Consider the following 17,527-nt stretch of genomic DNA (forward strand, 5'->3'; position numbering starts at 1 on the left):
AAGCTTTGCTCTGTGCGAAAGCGAAGCGACAGCAACAAAGCACTCAGTCGGAACGGAGATCAACCCCTCGTTTTGAAAAAGGGCTATACTTTTTACTTTGTCACCTTGATGTCATTGACATAATAGTATTTCAACAACATGAACCTTACTTTGTTTAAATACAAAGTAAGGTTCTTTTTTATGGTAAAAGGCTTCATTTAATTATGAAAAAAATGGTTAATTGTTCTTTTGGAATGAACATATGTATTTTATATGTTTTTTTAGCACAATATTTTCAAGGGCTCATATACTGAAAATAAGGAATCATGCGTGGTGTTTTACAAATAAATAAACATAAATGTTGTATTTTTTATATGAACACATTATAATGAAAAACATCGAAAGTGTTATTAAATCAATGTTTACACATAATAAATTGTACTTTCTAAAAGTACAATTGTTCATAGGTGGAGGTTTGGAGAAATGAAAAAGATTATTGTTACCGGAGCACTTGGTCAAATTGGTTCTGAGCTTGTAGAAAAACTTCGTAGTATTTATGGAGAGGACAACATCCTTGCTACAGATATTAGAAAGCTAGAACATACTAAGGGACCATTTGAAATATTGGACGTGACAGATGGACAAAGAATGCATGATTTAGCAAAGGATTTTGGTGCAGACATAATGATGCATTTAGCAGCATTATTATCTGCAACAGCTGAAAGAAATCCATTGCTGGCATGGAATTTAAATATGGGTGGTTTAATGAATGCATTAGAAGTTTCGCGCGAGTTAAATCTACAATTTTTTACACCAAGCTCAATAGGTGCATTTGGTCCATCAACACCGAAGGACAATACGCCACAGGATACGTTACAGCGTCCTACAACAATGTATGGTGTGAACAAAGTAGCTGGTGAACTTCTATGTGATTATTATTACAATCGCTTTGGCGTAGATACACGTGGTGTACGATTCCCAGGATTAATTTCATATGTAACGCCTCCAGGAGGTGGTACGACAGACTATGCTGTTGAGATTTTCTATGAAGCGATTGAACAAGGTAAGTACACCTCTTATATTCAAAAAGGCACCTATATGGATATGATGTACATGTCAGATGCATTACAGGCAATTATTGATTTAATGGAAGCTGATAGCAGAAGCTTGATTCACCGCAATGCCTTCAATATTACAGCAATGAGCTTTGAGCCAGCCCAACTTGCAGCTGAAATTAAGAAGCATTTACCACATTTCCGTATGGATTATAATGTAGATCCAGTCCGTCAAGCGATTGCAGATAGCTGGCCAAATTCTTTAAATATTGAAGCTGCTCAGAAAGAATGGGGCTTTAAAGCGGAGTATGACCTAGCAAAAATGACAGTTGATATGCTAGAAAAATTAAAAATCAAGCTACAAACAAAAGCAATCTCATAAATAAATACTTTTTATATGAAACAGATGACGATTACACAACTAGTTTTCGTTATCTGTTTTTAATATGCCTAAATACATCTTTATTTTAGAAAAAGTTAACAATAAAAAGAAAATTATTGGAATATATAGCGTAATTTATAAATTTAAAATATAATAACATTCAGAATATTAGTAGTATTCGGTTAAATAAAAACTATTAATATTCTGTAAGGGGAAAAGTTTACGAGATGAAGGGATGGATGGTTTTATGATGCAAACGCCATTAGTTTTAACAAGCTTTTTTAAACGAGCGGAAAGTTATTTTGCTAGAAAGATGATAGTCTCTCGGACAAGTCCAGAAAAAATTCACCGCCTAACATATGGTGAGTGGGCAAAAAGGACACGTCGTTTAGCAGATGCACTAACAAAGCTAGGAATGAAAAGAGGAGCGAAAATTGGCTCCTTTGCATGGAACCAGCATCGCCATTTAGAGGCATATTTTGCAGTACCATGCTCAGGTGCGGTCTTGCATATGGTGAATATTCGACTCTCGGAAGAGCATTTAATATATATTATTAATCATGCAGAAGATGAGATTTTAATGATTGATCAGGATCTTGTACCAATCATTGAAAACATTGCGCCAGAGCTTAAGACAGTAAAACATTTTATTATTATGACAGATGATGACGTTTTACCTGAAACAACATTGCCAAATGCATTATCCTATGAGGAGCTATTAGCAGCAGCAGATGAAAATTATCAATTCCCAGAGGATTTAGATGAGGATGCACCTGCTGGTATGTGCTATACAAGTGCGACAACTGGAAATCCTAAGGGGGTTGTTTATTCACATAGAGGCTTAGCATTACACAGTATAATGCTGAGTATGTCTGATTCCATGGGGATTGCGGAGCGAGATGTTGTAATGCCTATAGTACCGATGTTTCATGCAAATGCATGGGGACTACCTTTTGCAAGCGTTAATGTCGGCGCAACGCAAGTATTACCAGGTCCGCATTTTACATCAGCCTTAATTTTAGATTTAGTGGAGCAGGAAAAGGTCACACTAACAGCTGGAGTCCCAACGATTTGGATTGGGGCATTACAGGAGCAGGAGAAGCGCGAACGAGATATTCGTTCATTACGTGCAATTTGTTGCGGCGGCTCAGCTTCACCAACTCGACTAATTCGTACTTTTGAGGAATCATATGGTATACCATATATCGTTGTATATGGTATGACAGAAACAACACCAATCGTAGCATTATCGAATTATATGTCTTGGATGGATGAATGGCCAATTGACAAAAGAATTGAATCGCGAGCTATGCAAGGAATGACAATGGCAGGCATTGAATCTAGTATTGTGAATGATAATGGAGAGGTGCCTTGGGATGGAGAGACGATGGGTGAGTTACGCTTACGTGGTCCGTGGATTTCCCATGAATATTATCATGATGAACGTACGGCTGATGCCTATCGAGATGGCTGGCTATATACAGGAGACATTGCAGTACGAACAGAAGATGGCTTTATTAAAATAACGGATCGTACAAAGGATTTAATTAAATCAGGAGGGGAATGGATTTCCTCAGTTGATTTAGAAAATGCATTAATGACTCATGATTCCGTTTTGGAAGCGGCAGTTATAGCGATACCGCATGCCAAGTGGCAAGAACGACCTTTAGCTTGTGTTGTGTTGAAGGAAGGGTCGTCTGCAACAGAAGAGGAGCTGCTAGCATTTTTAGAAAGTCAATTTGCAAAATGGTGGGTACCAGATGATGTTGTATTTTTAGAGGAAATTCCAAAGACATCTGTAGGGAAATTCCTAAAAGCGAAACTAAGAGATAATGTAGCAGAAATTTATCCTAAATTAAATACACTTGTATAATAAAAAGAGCGATTTCCAGTAATGGAAGTCGCTCTTTTACTAACAATAGAATATTATTTATTCAGCATTTGGAATACTTGCTCTACGTCTTTATCACCACGACCTGAGATATTAATAATAATACTTTCTTCAGGCGATAGAGTTGGTGCTAATTTAAGAGCATGTGCCACAGCATGAGAGCTTTCAAGTGCTGGAATAATGCCCTCAACTTTAGATAGCACCTGGAATGCTTCAAGCACTTCCTCGTTTGTCACGGTAACATATTCACCACGGCCAATTGTTTTTAAGTAGCTATGCTCTGGGCCTACTCCAGGGTAATCTAATCCAGCAGCAATCGAATAAGTTGGCAATGGATTACCCTCTGCATCCTGCAGCACTAAACATCTGAAGCCGTGTAAATCACCTGGAGTTCCTTCATTAAGTGAGGCTGCCTTATCGGGCTCAATACCGATGAGACGCACATCCTCATCTGAAATATACTCTGCAAACGCACCAATGGCATTACTGCCACCGCCTACACAGGCAAGTACAGCTGTTGGCAGCTTTCCTTCTTTTTCTAAAATTTGTTCACGACTTTCATGGCTAATAACAGATTGGAAGTGTTTCACCATGGACGGGAATGGATGTGGTCCTACTGCTGAACCTAGTAAGTAGAAAGTAGTTTCATAGTTTTCTACTAAGTCAGCAAATGCCTCATCCACCGCATCCTTTAGTCGTCCTTGACCTTTATCGACAGCGACTACCTTTGCACCAAGAAGCTCCATGCGGAACACATTCAATGCTTGGCGTTTTGTATCTTCTAAGCCCATATAGATTGTGCAATCCATACCAAACATTGCACAAGCTGTTGCCGTTGCTACGCCATGTTGTCCAGCACCTGTTTCAGCAATAACGCGATTTGCACCCATGCGTTTTGCTAGTAAAATCTGTCCTAATACGTTATTGATTTTATGTGAACCTGTATGGTTGAGATCTTCACGCTTTAAATAAATTTTTGCGCCACCCAATTGCTTTGTTAGATTCTCTGCAAAATAAAGCGGCGATTTGCGCCCAACATATTCACGGAAATAATAATCTAGCTCATTTTTAAAGTCTTCATCGTCTTTGAATTTCTGGAAGTTTTCATCTAAAATATTCAATACATTTTGAAGCTCCTCAGGAACAAAGCTACCGCCAAATTCACCGAAATATCCCTTTTTCTCTGCTACTGTACCCATCTCTCTCGACTCCTCTTTCTAATTTTTCCATAAAAAAAGTCACTTCAATCCTTCTGGTAAAAAGGACGAGTAACCGTGGTGCCACCTTTATTCGCAAAAACTGCGCGCTTTCGTACTCCGGTAACGGGGAGTAAATTCGACCTCACATTTTTATGAGGCTGCTCCAAAGTCCATTCACAAGTATGTACTACTGATTTGCACCAGCCATCAGCTCTCTTTAAGTACTACTGCTTGCTACTATTCTTTTTCCTTGCATTTATTATTGAAAAGAATTGTAGAATATTTTCAGAAAACTGTCAAGAGCATAAAAAAGACGAATCTACAAGACTCGTCTGTTAAATCAATTGATTAAAGTTTAAACGTTTATTCAATATATACATAATCGGTGCACCAACTGCTAAGACCACAAATTCACCAGCAGCAACAGTTAACCATGTCCAAAAGAACGGTAATTCTAAAGCTAAGTTCAATTCAAAGGCAATAATGAACATTGTGCATGTAAATAAAAATGTATTGATGATTAAACGTGCCCAAATATTTTTAACAAATTTACAGATTAATATAAGCAGTCCTAGAGTAATCATGGAGTGTCCTACACCAAATAATAAATCATAGATGCCTAATGGTGAAAACAGATTGGAGATAAATACCCCAAGAATAACTCCAACGGCAAAGCGTGGATTAAAGGCCACTAAATGATTAAAAATTTCCGATACGCGGAACTGGACCTCTGTAAAGCCGAATGGTGCGACTAGCAATGTAACCGCAATATAAAGTGCTGCAATAATACCACTTGCCGCTAAAAACTTTATTTTCATATTCATTTCTCCTTAGTTTTTTTGCGTGGGATGGTTACGAACCACGGTGCTTTTCACACAATTAAATATTTTAGTATAGAAGGCTGAATAAAGTCAAATGTCAGAAATAGCAATCCTCTTATTGACAAATTAATTAATCAATAATATTGTTTTATTAATTGATTAATTAATCAATTAATAAAAACTTGGAGGTTGTGTATGTTAAGAATAGAGAATTTGGTTAAATGTTATCAAAATGGGAATGAATTGCTCTATGCGTTAAATTCTGTTTCGTTCTCCATTGATGAAGGAGATTTCGTTGTAATCTTAGGCCCTTCTGGATCTGGTAAATCTACACTTCTAAATGTAATTTCTGGGTTAGAGCAGCCTGATTCAGGAAGCGTAATATATGATGACTACGAGATTTGTGGATTAAATCAAAAGGAACTGACCATGTTTAGGCGAGACAAAACAGCTTTTATTTTTCAGGCATATCACTTACTCCCATATTTAAATGTGGAATCTAACATAAAGATGGGAGCTGATTTAAAAGGAAATCAAAATATTACTGAAATAATTGATGGAGTAGGGCTTAGTGGATTAGAACACCGTCTTCCTTATGAACTTTCAGGAGGACAGCAGCAACGAGTGTCAATTGCACGTGCATTAGCTAAGAAGCCTGATTTCTTATTTTGTGATGAACCAACTGGAGCATTGGACGAAGAAACAAGCAAACAAATATTAACATACTTGAAACGGCTTCAAAATCAATTGAAATTTACAATTATTATGGTAACCCATAATGTTAGTATTGCTCAGATTGCATCGAAAGTAATTAAGATGACTAGCGGAAACATAGTAGAAATCATTAACAATGCTCATCCACGTAATGTGAACGAGATAAAATGGTAAAAGGGATGGTGCACTAATGAAATTGAATAAACAATATCCGATAGTATTAGTTGTTGTCTTTTCTATGTTTATTTGTTCATTACTTGTTTTCTATCTTCAAAACACAAGTTCTATAAAAAAGGTTCTAGCAGGGCAGAATCAACAGGATTTTACACTTATTCTACAGAAAGAAGAAATAATAGAAGATCTTTCAAACGAATATTCTTTTACATATGAACCGCTAACATACAAAGTTATTTATGAAGAGAATAATATATTTCGTGTAATGAAAAATACACGTAGCATAGATATACCAATGTATGCTGAAGGTGTAGCACCTAACGAAATGAATGAAATTGCGATAGATAGAAATTTTTCCAAGCAGAATGAACTGACAGTAGGCGATTCAGTTGCTATCGGCAATACATCCTATTTTATTAGTGGCGTTTTTACTTTACCAGACGCAGTCACACCAGTAGTAGCGGATAATGGTATAACTTATAAATCAAATAATCAGGCATTTATACTATGTAGTGAAGCAATGTACTCAATTTGGGATGAACAAGAGAGAATAAGTTATTCTGGTCGATTTTCTGAGCATTTGTCAGAGAAGCAAAAGCAAAATTTCCTAGAAAAAATGCTTATAAATCCAAATGTAAAGTCAGTAGTAAGCAAAGAGGATAATCCTCAAATACTTTCTACATTAATTGCGAAAGAAAAAATGTTTAAAGTCTGCCTGATAAGCGCACTATGCTTCCTGATATTAACCATAGTAATATTACTTACTATAACCATAATCCAAAATATAAATGAAACAAAATCTGATATGGGTGTTTTCAAAGCACTTGGCTATACTACCGTACAGATTGCTAAAAGATATCTTTTAGTAGGCGTATTTGTATTAATCGGTGGAGTAATAGGATATTTAACTTCCTATATAATCAGTCCACTGTTTATTAATCGAATCAATTCTACATTTCTTGTACCGAATGTGTTACAAAAATTTGATACTGTACAGTTCATTCTATTTACAACAATTCCAGCGCTGTTTTTCTCTATACTAGCTTTTGGAATTGCCGTATTTACCTTAAGGAAGCCACCATTAGAAATGATTCATAATGCAGAGTCAGTAAAATTAAATATTTTTGTTAAGCGAAGACAAAAAATTAGAGAAACTAATCCCTTTAAAAAAATAGTATTTAAATCAATTATTGCTAATAACATTTTATTAGTTTTATTGACTTTGCTCACAGGCTTTATGGCTAGTGCAAATTTGCAGATTGCTTTTTCTTTGCAAACAATGGCTGATAAGGTATCTACATTAACACTTAAGGGAGCCGAGTATGAAAGTAATGTTCGGTATAATGAGGCTAAGACAATGGAATCTTTGGACTCAGGAATACCTTATTTTGCGATAGATTGTAGATTTGAATTTCCAAACGGTAATGTATTGAACAATGGACAATTTATGACATTATCTAATAGTTTGTCTATTTTTAAGCTCTATAGTATTCAAAAACAGGACAACATAGATATTTCAGAGCAAGAAGGTATTGTTGTGAATGATTGGATGCGTAAGAAATATGATTTGTCGATTGGGGATACAGTAAAGATATATATAAATAATGATGTTTATCAGCTACCTATAACCGCAGTTGAGCAATCAGTGTATGGAGAAATAGTATATAGTAGTATTGAAACTGCGAACAAAGCTGGCATCTTAGAAAAAGAAGAATATAATGGTGTATTTACGAATGACAATGTAGAGTTTGACAACAAACAGCATATATTTGTTTCAAAACATGAAGATATAATCGATTCAAGCTCTCAGCAAAAGGGAACGTATGTGGCTTTATCATTTTTATTTATCATAATTGGTTTAGCTTTAAGTATTTTAACAATCAGTATTGTTATAAAGGTTATTATTTCCTCCAATCGAAGATATTTAGCATTGATGAAAGCTTTTGGCTATACGGATTCTGAATGCAATCGAATAGTCTTGTCAGGATTTCGTATAATCGCATACATTGGATTTATTATTGGAACATTTTATGCGATTATTTTGTCTAAATTTTTGTTTGATGCACTAGCTAAATCTTCTACAATGGCAATACCGATGACACCAGATATTAAGGTGATAGTACTTTCCCTTGCAATCTTTGCTGTTTCATACGAGGTCATTATGTTAATCTATAAAAAAAGCTTCAATGCTGTATCAGTGCAGGAGGTTATGATGAAATGAATAAACGCCGCGAACAGAAGGAAGTTAGACGAGAGCAAATTCTAAACGCGGGCTTGGATTTGTTTATAAGAAATGGTTACCATGGAACTACAACGAAAGAGATTGCAGACACATTTGGAATTAGCCAAGGATTGCTGTTTCATTATTTCGGCTCTAAAGAAGAGGTATACCTTGAACTATTAGAACGAGCTAAAACAAGTATGTCTGATATTCATATTTCTGAAGAGGAATTAGAGCATCCTTTAGAGCATTTAAATACGATGGTTACTATGATACTGGATTCTTTTAAAACTTATCCGTTATCAGCAAAATTATTTATGTTAGTTGCACAAACACAGATTGCAAGTAACTTACCGGATACAATTCAACAAGTGTCTAAGGATATCGCTGCCTCTAAGGAGTTTGAAAGTTTAGTTAATGTAGGCCAAGTTAAAGGGGTAATACGAGAGGGTGATTCTAAAGCACTTTCAGGTTGTTTTTATTCTGCAATTCAAGGTGTTGCGCAAACTTATGTTTGTTTCCCTGATATTCCTTTACCTCAAAGTAGCTGGTTAGTAGATATTTTGAAAAAGTAAAACTATAAAATAAGCCTGACATTTCTATTGAAAATTGTCAGGCTTTTTAATGTATAATTTGGAAATCAAATGTCAGAAAAATAAAAGTTTTTTATTTTGTCGATGTCCATTATATAACTTCGCAAAATTGTCATAAAAAAATTTATTATGTTAGAAAAAGATATCACTTTATTAAAATAGCGTAGTTTAGCGGTTTAAAGCGACAAATTGAATGAAAAACTAAAATATTTCGCCAAATGTAAAAGTCAGAACATTCATAATGTTGTTGACGAACCTCGATAATCACGATAATATAGCGATACGTTCACACTTTGTTTGAGTGAAGTGTGATAGATATCAGAGAAAATAGTCGGGGGGATTATTTGTGAAGGGCAATTTAAAAAAGCTTTCGTTCCTATTATTTGGATTAGTATTGTTACTTGCTGCTTGTGGTAGTGGTGGCTCTAGTTCATCTGATTCAAAGGGAGACGAGAAAAATAATGCAAGCGAGAGCAGCAAGGAAGCAGAAAAAACATATAAAATTGGGATTACTCAACTTGTCGAGCATCCATCTTTAAACGCAGCAACGGAGGGCTTTAAAAAAGCAATCGAAGACTCAGGCCTAAAAGTTGAGTTTGATCCACAAATAGCTCAAGGTGATAACAGTCTTAGCACAACAATTGCCAACAATCTAGTAAGTGCAAATGTAGATTTAATCTTTGCTAACTCTACGCCGTCTGCACAAGCAGCAGCAACAGCGACTAGTGATATTCCAATTATCTTTACCTCAGTAACAGATGCAGTTGGTGCACAGTTAATCGAATCGATGGAGAAGCCAGGAAAAAATATTACAGGTACGATTGATTTACATCCTGAAACGATTGCTAAAACAGTAGCGTTCTTAAAAGAACTTGGCGCTAAAAATGTAGGTATGGTCTACAACGCTGGTGAACAAAACTCAGTAGCGCAAATAAAAGAAGTGAAAAAAGTGATGGCTGAGCAAGGACTTGCGGTTAAAGAGGCTTCTGCAGCAACTTCTGCAGAGGTAAAACAAGCTGCTGAATCATTAATCGGTAAAGTGGATGCATTCTATATTATTACTGATAATACAGTAGTTAATGCTTTAGAATCTGTGATTGATGTAGCAAATGCCAATAAATTACCTCTAGTTGTAGGGGAGCTTGACTCTGTAGCACGTGGTGGCTTAGCTGCATATGGTTTCGAATATTTTGACATTGGTTATGAAGCTGGTCAAATGGCTGTGAAAATCCTAAAAGGCGAAGCAACGCCAGCTGATACACCAGCACAATACCCACAAAATCTGAAATTATTAATCAATAAAAAAGTGGCAGATGATTTAGGAATCGAAATTAAGGATTCTTGGGGAGCAGAACTTTTAGAAAAGTAATGTCCAAAGTGGCATTATATTGGGGTTAAGCGGGGGAGGATTGTCCCCGCTTTCTCTTCATTTTATACGATAATTTTAGGAGATGATTCAACGATGTTTTCAGCATTATTTGGCGCAACGGAGCAAGGAATCATCTATGCAATTATGGCACTCGGTGTGTACTTAACATTCCGTGTGTTAGATTTTCCGGACTTAACGGTTGATGGAAGCTTTGTAACAGGGGCGGCTACAGCAGCAACGATGATACTGCTTGGTTATCACCCAATCTTAGCGACTATAGTGGCAATTGTTGCTGGATTTATTGCAGGATGTATGACTGGAATTCTTCACACAAAAGGGAAAATTAACCCGTTGTTATCGGGAATTTTAATGATGATCGCTTTATATTCTATTAACCTACGTATTATGGGGTTAACTGCAGAAAATACGATAGGTCGTCCGAATATTCCATTATTGAACTCTGAAACGTTATTTTCAAAGTTTCAAGCATTTTGGGGTAACTTAGGCATCGATGCTGCAATAAATAACCTATTAAAAGGCATTGGCGTTCAACAAGTACTACCATCCACATGGGGCACGCTGATTGTAGTATTAATCATCACGATTTTAATTAAGTTAATTGCAGACTGGTTCTTAAAGACAGAGGTCGGACTGGCTATCCGAGCAACTGGTGATAATAAGCGAATGATTCGCAGCTTCTCAGCAAATACAGATACACTTATTATTCTAGGGCTAGGTCTTTCTAATGCACTTGTCGCATTTTCTGGAGCTTTAATCGCACAGTATTCGAAGTTCTCAGATGTAAGTATGGGAATTGGTATGATTGTAATTGGTCTAGCATCCGTTATTATTGGTGAAGCCATCTTTGGTACAAAAACAATTATGCGTACAACTTTTGCTGTTATCGCAGGGGCTATTATTTATCGTATTATTTTAGCTTTAGCATTACGTGTAGATTTCCTAGATTCAGGAGATATGAAATTAATCACAGCCATTATCGTTATTCTAGCGCTTATCTTACCTCAATTTATCAATAAGAGTAAGGAGCGCAAACGTAAGATCAAACGCGCAGCAGAGCGTTCACAAGTAAAGACTGTTGAGCAGGGAGGAGGGAAAGGCCTTGCTTAAGCTAAACGGTATCAATAAAATTTTTAATGAAGGTACACCTGACGAAAAAATTGCACTTGCAGAAATTAATTTGCATTTAAAGCCAGGTGATTTTGTCACAATTATCGGTAGTAACGGTGCTGGTAAGTCGACGATGATGAATATGATTTCAGGTGCTTTAACGCCTGATTTTGGCTCGGTTTTAATTGATGGAAATGAGGTAACGACTTTACCTGAATATAAACGTTCTCACTACATTGGCCGTGTATTTCAGGATCCAATGGCGGGCACAGCGCCAACGATGACGATTGAAGAAAACTTAGCATTAGCTTACTCGCGAAATAAAGGAAGAGGCATACGAATTGGTGTTGATAAAAAACGTCGAGAGTTCTTTAAAGAATCTTTAGAGATGCTTGGCTTAAATCTTGAAAATCGTCTATCAGCAAAGGTTGGCTTATTGTCAGGCGGAGAACGTCAAGCTCTGTCACTTTTAATGGCTACATTTACAAAGCCATCTATTTTATTGCTTGATGAGCACACGGCGGCACTTGACCCTTCTCGTGCAGAGTTAATCACTCGCATTACAAAGTATTTAGTTGACAAGGATAACTTAACAACTTTAATGGTTACACACAATATGCAGCAAGCATTAGATTTAGGAAATCGTTTGATTATGATGGATAAAGGCCAAATTATTCTAGAGGTTGGCGAGGATCGCAAGCACGAATTGACGATTCCAGATTTAATGGCAGAGTTTGAACGCATCCGCGGAGAGAAAATGAATTCTGATCGTGCTTTATTAGGGTAATGAAAACGCTCATACATAGGTATGGGCGTTTTTTTGCTGTATGTAGATAAACAGATGAAAAGTTTCGATAAATCTCTAAGTTGTTTCGATAAAATGTATTATAATCTTGGGAAAGGAGGTGAAAAATATGCTATTGAAAAAGAGAGAAGTATCATCGAAGCAACGGATGTTAGAGATGATTGAAAGAAGACTACCGAAATCTCACACAAAGTATACTTATTATCAAGACATGTTAAATAGAATAAAGGCAGGGTATGCTGGAGAGCAAAGAGTAGATCAGGAATGGCATGAGATTTATTTGGAGCATATGTACTATATATTGCACGATGTTGAATTGAAAGTTGATGGCGGATTAATACATCAAATTGATACATTATTCATATCACAAAATTTTATTTTAATAGTGGAGATTAAAAATATTTCTGGTCGTGTCGATCTTATGGTAGAAAACCATCAGTTCATAAGAGTTACTTCTGATGGAAGAGTAGATGGTTTTCGCAATCCGTTAGATCAGGTAAAGCGACATGCTAGATTTATGTATAGAATACTTCAAATGAGAGGGCATCCTATACCAATAGAATTTTTGGTTGTTTCTGCAAATCCAAATATGATTATGTCGCATCGTTTCAAGTCTCAGCCAATTCTCCATGTAAGTGGCTTGGCAGAAAGAATTGAGCAATTGTACAAGAAGCATCAACGAGTTTATATGAGTGAAACTGATTTAATTGAGCTCTCGGAACATATGCTACAGATGCATAAGCCAACACAGTGGATTCCAGATCTTAAGCTAGACGAGCTAAAGAAAGGGGCCTTATGTTCACAATGTAATTTTGACCATATTTTATGCTATACACGTGGAAAATGGCGTTGTAGCAATTGCGGTATAATTGATAACCAATCAGTGCTTGTTGCATTGCATGATTTTCGATTAATGAGAGGTAACCATATTTCAAATGCTCAATTTCGTGATTTTTTTGATATTAGCTCAGAGAAAGCGGTTTATTATTTATTGAAGAAATTAAAATTTGAAGCACTTGGTGAAAATAAGAATAGAAAATATATAATTCCTACAAAATTGTTAGATTAGCGACTAAAACTATCGAGCGGTCAGATGGTGTCGCTTTTAAGGTAGATGTCGATATTTTTTATAAGTTGGGCGATAACGCGCTGAAAAGTTTCGATAAACCAGAGAAAAGTCTCGATAAAACCCAAATTTGTTTCGATAAACCTCCCTTCATCCCCATAAAAAAGCCACACTTTCATAAAAAGTGTGACTCATTATATTAGACGAGTAAGCCAAAGAGCTGAATATCGTTATTTACCTCTTTATATTTAAAGCCAAACTCATTCATACGTGCTAGTAAACCTTCATACTCGTCACGATTGCCAAGCTCGATACCGACTAAGGCAGGACCACTCTCTTTGTTGTTTTTCTTTGTATATTCAAATGTCGTAATATCATCATTTGGCCCTAATACACTTGTAAGGAACTGGCGAAGTGCCCCCGCACGTTGAGGGAAGCTTACAATGAAGTAATAAAGTAAACCCTCGTGAATTAAAGATTTTTCTTTAATCTCCTGCATGCGCCCAATGTCATTATTACCACCGCTAATGATGACAACCACTGATTTCCCTTTAATTTCTTCTTTATAAAAATCGAGTGCAGCAACAGATAATGCACCAGCAGGCTCTGCAATGATGGCATGCTTATTATAAAGATCTAGAATTGTTGTGCATACTTTACCTTCAGGCACTAGGACAATGTCATCTAAATAGCGGCGACAAACATCGTAGGTATGATGACCAACGCATTTGACCGCAGCGCCATCAACAAACTTATCTATCCAGTCAAGTGCCACCGCACCACCCTCTGCAAATGCTGCTTTCATACTGCCCGCACCAGCAGGCTCTACACCAATGGCTTTACTTGTTGGAGAAAGGTTTTTAATATAGGCAGAAACACCAGACATTAATCCTCCGCCACCGACGCTACCAAACACGTAGTCAATAGGTTCCTCTATATCATTCATAATTTCAACAGCGACAGTTCCTTGACCAGCGATTACATCAAAATCATCAAATGGGTGAATAAAGATTTTGCCATGCTCTTCACAGTAGGCTAATGCACTTTCAGCAGAATCATCAAAAGTATCACCTGCTAAAATAATTTCCACATATTCTCGACCAAACATACGCACTTGATCAATCTTTTGCTTAGGGGTAGTTTGAGGCATAAAGATGCTTGCATGAATTTTTAATTGTGCACAGGCATACGCGACACCTTGTGCATGATTACCCGCACTTGCACAAACAACACCAGCTGAGCGAGCCTCTTCTTCGATCTTTTTAATTTTATAATAGGCACCACGAAGCTTAAATGAGCGTACATGCTGTAAATCTTCACGTTTGAAATAAATATTAGCTCCGTATTTCTCGGATAAATAGTCGTTTTTCTGTAGCGGTGTGTGCACTACTACATCTTTTAAAAAATGATGTGCAATTAAGACATTCTCTACTTGCACAGTTCTAGTATCAGCAACTTCCATAGTGTTCATCCTCCGTTTTACGTATAAAACATTTATCTATGATAGCATACTTTATTAGAAATTTGTTATTAATTTTTAGTAAATTCTAAATTTTCGGTGTCTATTTTATGTTTAGCATGACTCGTATAAGAATAATGAATCGTATTCGAGAAAAAACAATGTTTATCGAGTTTCAAGAGAATGCCTGTTATTCAAAGAAATTTTCCTCATAACGAAAGTGGCCAAGCATATACTAGACTAGCTTAGGACTAGTAGGAGGGTATGTAATTGGAAATCATTCAAGGGATTCTATCTACATACATTCAATTTTTTGATTGGGACATGTGGAAGGAAGTTTTAACAGATCCTGTATCTTGGGGATTGATATCAACACTTATTGTTATCGAGGGTTTACTTTCAGCCGATAATGCGCTTGTATTGGCAGTACTAGTTAAGCATTTACCAAACAAGCAGCGAAAACGAGCGTTAATGTATGGTATGATGGGTGCCTATTTTTTTCGATTCCTGTTTATAGGCATCGGTGTATATTTGGTAGAATTTTGGTTTATAAAATTACTAGGGGCCTTGTATTTAGGATGGCTGTGTGTCGCTCATTTCTTACAAATAGGGGAAGCGGATAGTGTCAAGGAAGTTAAAAAATCAGGCTTGATGGTTCGACTTTTCGGGACGTTTTGGGCAACCGTCATTTCGGTAGAATTAATGGATATTGCTTTTTCGGTTGACGCCATATTTGCCGCATTTGCGATATCCAATCAAATATGGATATTACTGGTCGGTGGAATGCTAGGTATTTTAATGATGAGAACAATAGCAGGCTTATTTCTTATCATTATTGAAAAGATACCTGAACTTGAGACGACAGCCTTTATTATCATTGGCATCATAGCGCTGAAGATGCTAGTTAGTATAGTTGGTGTTCATGTTCCGCATTATATGTTTTTTGTTGTTCTCATTATTGTCTTTACGATTACTTTTATTATTCATTATTTGAAAAAATTAAGAGTGGCTTAACAAAAAGGTTCTGTTCTCAAAAAAAGAGAGCAGAACCTTTGTTAAATTACTTAGCATAATGATCAGGGTTTACAATATAGAACTTTTCGATATTCAGCCAGCTTTCGCTCATTGGCTCCCCGTCATCAATGCGCTTTTCGGTTTCCTTCATCATCCAAGCTGTTTGAGAGGCATGTGCCTGTAAAGCTTTCACTTTGTCCATCTTCATCTCACGAATATCATAGACAACATGAGGCTCTCCATTTTTCTCAATAGTATCATTTGCAAAGGCACAGCCAAATACTTGTGGACGCTCAGCTTTAGGAATACGACGAACAGCCTCAACTACTGCACGAGCAGTGGCCTCATGATCAGGATGCACGGCAAAGCCAGGCAGGAAAGTAATGATAAGAGAAGGCTTTAACTCTTCAATTAAACCTTCCACCAGCTTTACCATTTTTTCGTCGTCTTCAAACTCAATTGTTTTATCACGGAAACCAAGCATACGTAAATCCTGTATACCCATAGCCTCTGCAGCAGCAATAAGCTCCTTACGACGAATTTCAGGTAAGGATTCACGTGTAGCAAAAGGTGGATTTCCTAAATTACGCCCCATTTCACCTAATGTTAAGCATGCATATGTAACAGGGGTATTCATCTTCTTAGTATAGTAGGCGATTGTCCCAGCAACTGAAAAAGCCTCATCATCTGGGTGAGGGTAAACAATTAAAATATGACGTTGTGGTTGTAAATTCAAATAGTCGTCCCCCTTAATAAGTAAATGGCGTTTCACTAATTTCAAGCGCAATCGCCAATTTTCCAGAGTAGTCTAGCCCAGCCATCAATAAACGGCCTAAATCATCTAATTCATAATGTGTGATGCCTTGAGCATAAACCCATCCATGTGCCATTTTTAAGCCGACACGATGGGGTGAATCATCTACTACTTTTGCTAGCTCGTAATTAATCTTGGCATTGCGAATAAAGGCGCCTGCATTAAAAAATTTTTCATCAAAGTGTGCTGCATAAGAACCGTTCGTTGTCTCAAGATGAATATAAACGTCTTTGTTGGCGAAAGAATTCAATAATTCCTGCAACGTCTCTACTTGTACTTCTTGCATCTTAACACTCCTCTCGATTATTTCTAATTTAAGTATAGTAAAAAAAATTCACAAAGGGAAATTGAATGCTCTTTAGATGATAAATTAATCAGTTGTTTAAAATAAATCAGCATCTTTTAATCTATGACGTATTCATAAGCAATATTCTTGAAAAAATTATAGTAATGTATCAATATAAGAGTGTGAAAGCAATTTTGTACAAAATGTGTCGTTTTGTATAGTAAACGATTTCACAACTAATAAGATATTGCAACCATGGCTTCTTTTTGATATAGAGTATAGATAATTGTTTATGTTGAAGGGAAATTAAACTAGGAAATTTTACGAATTCTATCTTGGTACAATAGATGACGCTCCTTCAGCATGAATTAGTTATGTAGCTTAAAAAGGAAAGAAGACTGAAAGCTAATTATCATAGTATAGTAAAAAAGCCGCAATTCTCCATAACAGAGAATCGCGGCTTTTCATAGTGTTGAAAAATTAAATAGTCAAGGGACTTTTTGTGAATATTTAGTCAAAATGAAGGTGATTTCCGTTCCAGGCTACTCGCTTTCCTG

At 36.4% G+C, this 17,527-nt stretch carries 15 protein-coding genes, 1 riboswitch and 1 other annotated feature; of the genes, 10 read left to right on the forward strand and 5 right to left on the reverse strand.

Annotated elements, in window-relative coordinates:
• Window positions 1-462 precede the first annotated feature (462 nt).
• Window positions 463-1,416 (forward strand): L-threonine 3-dehydrogenase, encoded by a 954-nt coding sequence (locus ACQKIM_RS25995; protein WP_427549415.1) that lies wholly within the window; start codon window positions 463-465, stop codon window positions 1,414-1,416.
• A 247-nt stretch (window positions 1,417-1,663) separates the two neighbouring features.
• Window positions 1,664-3,289: a long-chain fatty acid--CoA ligase gene (locus ACQKIM_RS26000; RefSeq protein WP_427549446.1), complete on the forward strand. Its 1,626-nt coding sequence runs from the start codon at window positions 1,664-1,666 to the stop codon at window positions 3,287-3,289.
• Between the two features lie 53 nt (window positions 3,290-3,342).
• Here ACQKIM_RS26000 and trpB read toward each other — a convergent pair whose 3' ends face one another.
• Window positions 3,343-4,506, reverse strand: a complete 1,164-nt coding sequence (gene trpB / locus ACQKIM_RS26005) for a tryptophan synthase subunit beta (protein ID WP_427549416.1) — start codon at window positions 4,504-4,506, stop codon at window positions 3,343-3,345.
• Window positions 4,507-4,564: 58 nt separating this feature from the next.
• Window positions 4,565-4,766, reverse strand: a binding site (T-box leader).
• 75 nt (window positions 4,767-4,841) lie between these two features.
• Complete coding sequence (locus ACQKIM_RS26010; RefSeq protein WP_427549418.1) at window positions 4,842-5,324, reverse strand: QueT transporter family protein; 483 nt, start codon at window positions 5,322-5,324, stop codon at window positions 4,842-4,844.
• A 6-nt stretch (window positions 5,325-5,330) separates the two neighbouring features.
• Window positions 5,331-5,375, reverse strand: a riboswitch (PreQ1 riboswitch).
• A 147-nt stretch (window positions 5,376-5,522) separates the two neighbouring features.
• Here ACQKIM_RS26010 and ACQKIM_RS26015 point away from each other — a divergent pair.
• From ACQKIM_RS26015 to ACQKIM_RS26045, 7 genes are all read left to right on the forward strand, one after another.
• On the forward strand, window positions 5,523-6,215 hold the full coding sequence (locus tag ACQKIM_RS26015; protein WP_427549420.1) for an ABC transporter ATP-binding protein: 693 nt from the start codon (window positions 5,523-5,525) through the stop codon (window positions 6,213-6,215).
• Between the two features lie 16 nt (window positions 6,216-6,231).
• The gene (locus tag ACQKIM_RS26020) at window positions 6,232-8,436 is read left to right on the forward strand and encodes an FtsX-like permease family protein (protein WP_427549422.1); all 2,205 of its coding nucleotides are present in this window, start codon (window positions 6,232-6,234) and stop codon (window positions 8,434-8,436) included.
• Window positions 8,433-9,011 (forward strand): TetR/AcrR family transcriptional regulator, encoded by a 579-nt coding sequence (locus tag ACQKIM_RS26025; RefSeq protein ID WP_427549424.1) that lies wholly within the window; start codon window positions 8,433-8,435, stop codon window positions 9,009-9,011. The genes ACQKIM_RS26020 and ACQKIM_RS26025 overlap by 4 nt, the downstream gene beginning before the upstream one ends.
• A 364-nt stretch (window positions 9,012-9,375) precedes the next feature.
• Entirely contained in the window at window positions 9,376-10,398 is a 1,023-nt protein-coding gene (locus tag ACQKIM_RS26030; RefSeq protein WP_427549427.1) for an ABC transporter substrate-binding protein, read from the forward strand.
• A gap of 93 nt (window positions 10,399-10,491) precedes the next feature.
• Window positions 10,492-11,526 carry an ABC transporter permease gene (locus ACQKIM_RS26035; protein ID WP_427549430.1) on the forward strand — a complete coding sequence of 345 codons (1,035 nt, stop codon included), beginning with the start codon at window positions 10,492-10,494 and terminating at the stop codon, window positions 11,524-11,526.
• Complete coding sequence (locus ACQKIM_RS26040; RefSeq protein WP_427549433.1) at window positions 11,519-12,313, forward strand: ABC transporter ATP-binding protein; 795 nt, start codon at window positions 11,519-11,521, stop codon at window positions 12,311-12,313. Before ACQKIM_RS26035 ends, ACQKIM_RS26040 begins: the two co-directional genes overlap by 8 nt.
• Before the next feature lie 127 nt (window positions 12,314-12,440).
• Window positions 12,441-13,400 carry a nuclease-related domain-containing protein gene (locus ACQKIM_RS26045; RefSeq protein WP_427549435.1) on the forward strand — a complete coding sequence of 320 codons (960 nt, stop codon included), beginning with the start codon at window positions 12,441-12,443 and terminating at the stop codon, window positions 13,398-13,400.
• A 196-nt stretch (window positions 13,401-13,596) separates the two neighbouring features.
• Here the strand turns inward: ACQKIM_RS26045 and ilvA are convergent, their stop codons facing one another.
• Window positions 13,597-14,859: a threonine ammonia-lyase IlvA gene (gene ilvA / locus ACQKIM_RS26050; RefSeq protein ID WP_427549437.1), complete on the reverse strand. Its 1,263-nt coding sequence runs from the start codon at window positions 14,857-14,859 to the stop codon at window positions 13,597-13,599.
• Window positions 14,860-15,126: 267 nt separating this feature from the next.
• Here ilvA and ACQKIM_RS26055 point away from each other — a divergent pair, with 267 nt between their 5' ends.
• A complete protein-coding gene (locus ACQKIM_RS26055; protein WP_427549439.1) occupies window positions 15,127-15,870 on the forward strand; it encodes a TerC family protein in 744 nt (247 codons plus the stop codon).
• A 46-nt stretch (window positions 15,871-15,916) separates the two neighbouring features.
• Here ACQKIM_RS26055 and bshB2 read toward each other — a convergent pair whose 3' ends face one another.
• Both bshB2 and ACQKIM_RS26065 read right to left on the reverse strand, forming a co-directional pair.
• On the reverse strand, window positions 15,917-16,606 hold the full coding sequence (gene bshB2 / locus ACQKIM_RS26060) for a bacillithiol biosynthesis deacetylase BshB2 (RefSeq protein ID WP_427549441.1): 690 nt from the start codon (window positions 16,604-16,606) through the stop codon (window positions 15,917-15,919).
• A 13-nt stretch (window positions 16,607-16,619) separates the two neighbouring features.
• A complete protein-coding gene (locus ACQKIM_RS26065) occupies window positions 16,620-16,970 on the reverse strand; it encodes a YojF family protein (protein WP_427549444.1) in 351 nt (116 codons plus the stop codon).
• Window positions 16,971-17,527 lie beyond the last annotated feature (557 nt).

Origin of the sequence: Lysinibacillus sp. NPDC047702, assembly GCF_050272555.1 — a bacterium.
GTDB lineage: Bacteria > Bacillota > Bacilli > Bacillales_A > Planococcaceae > Lysinibacillus.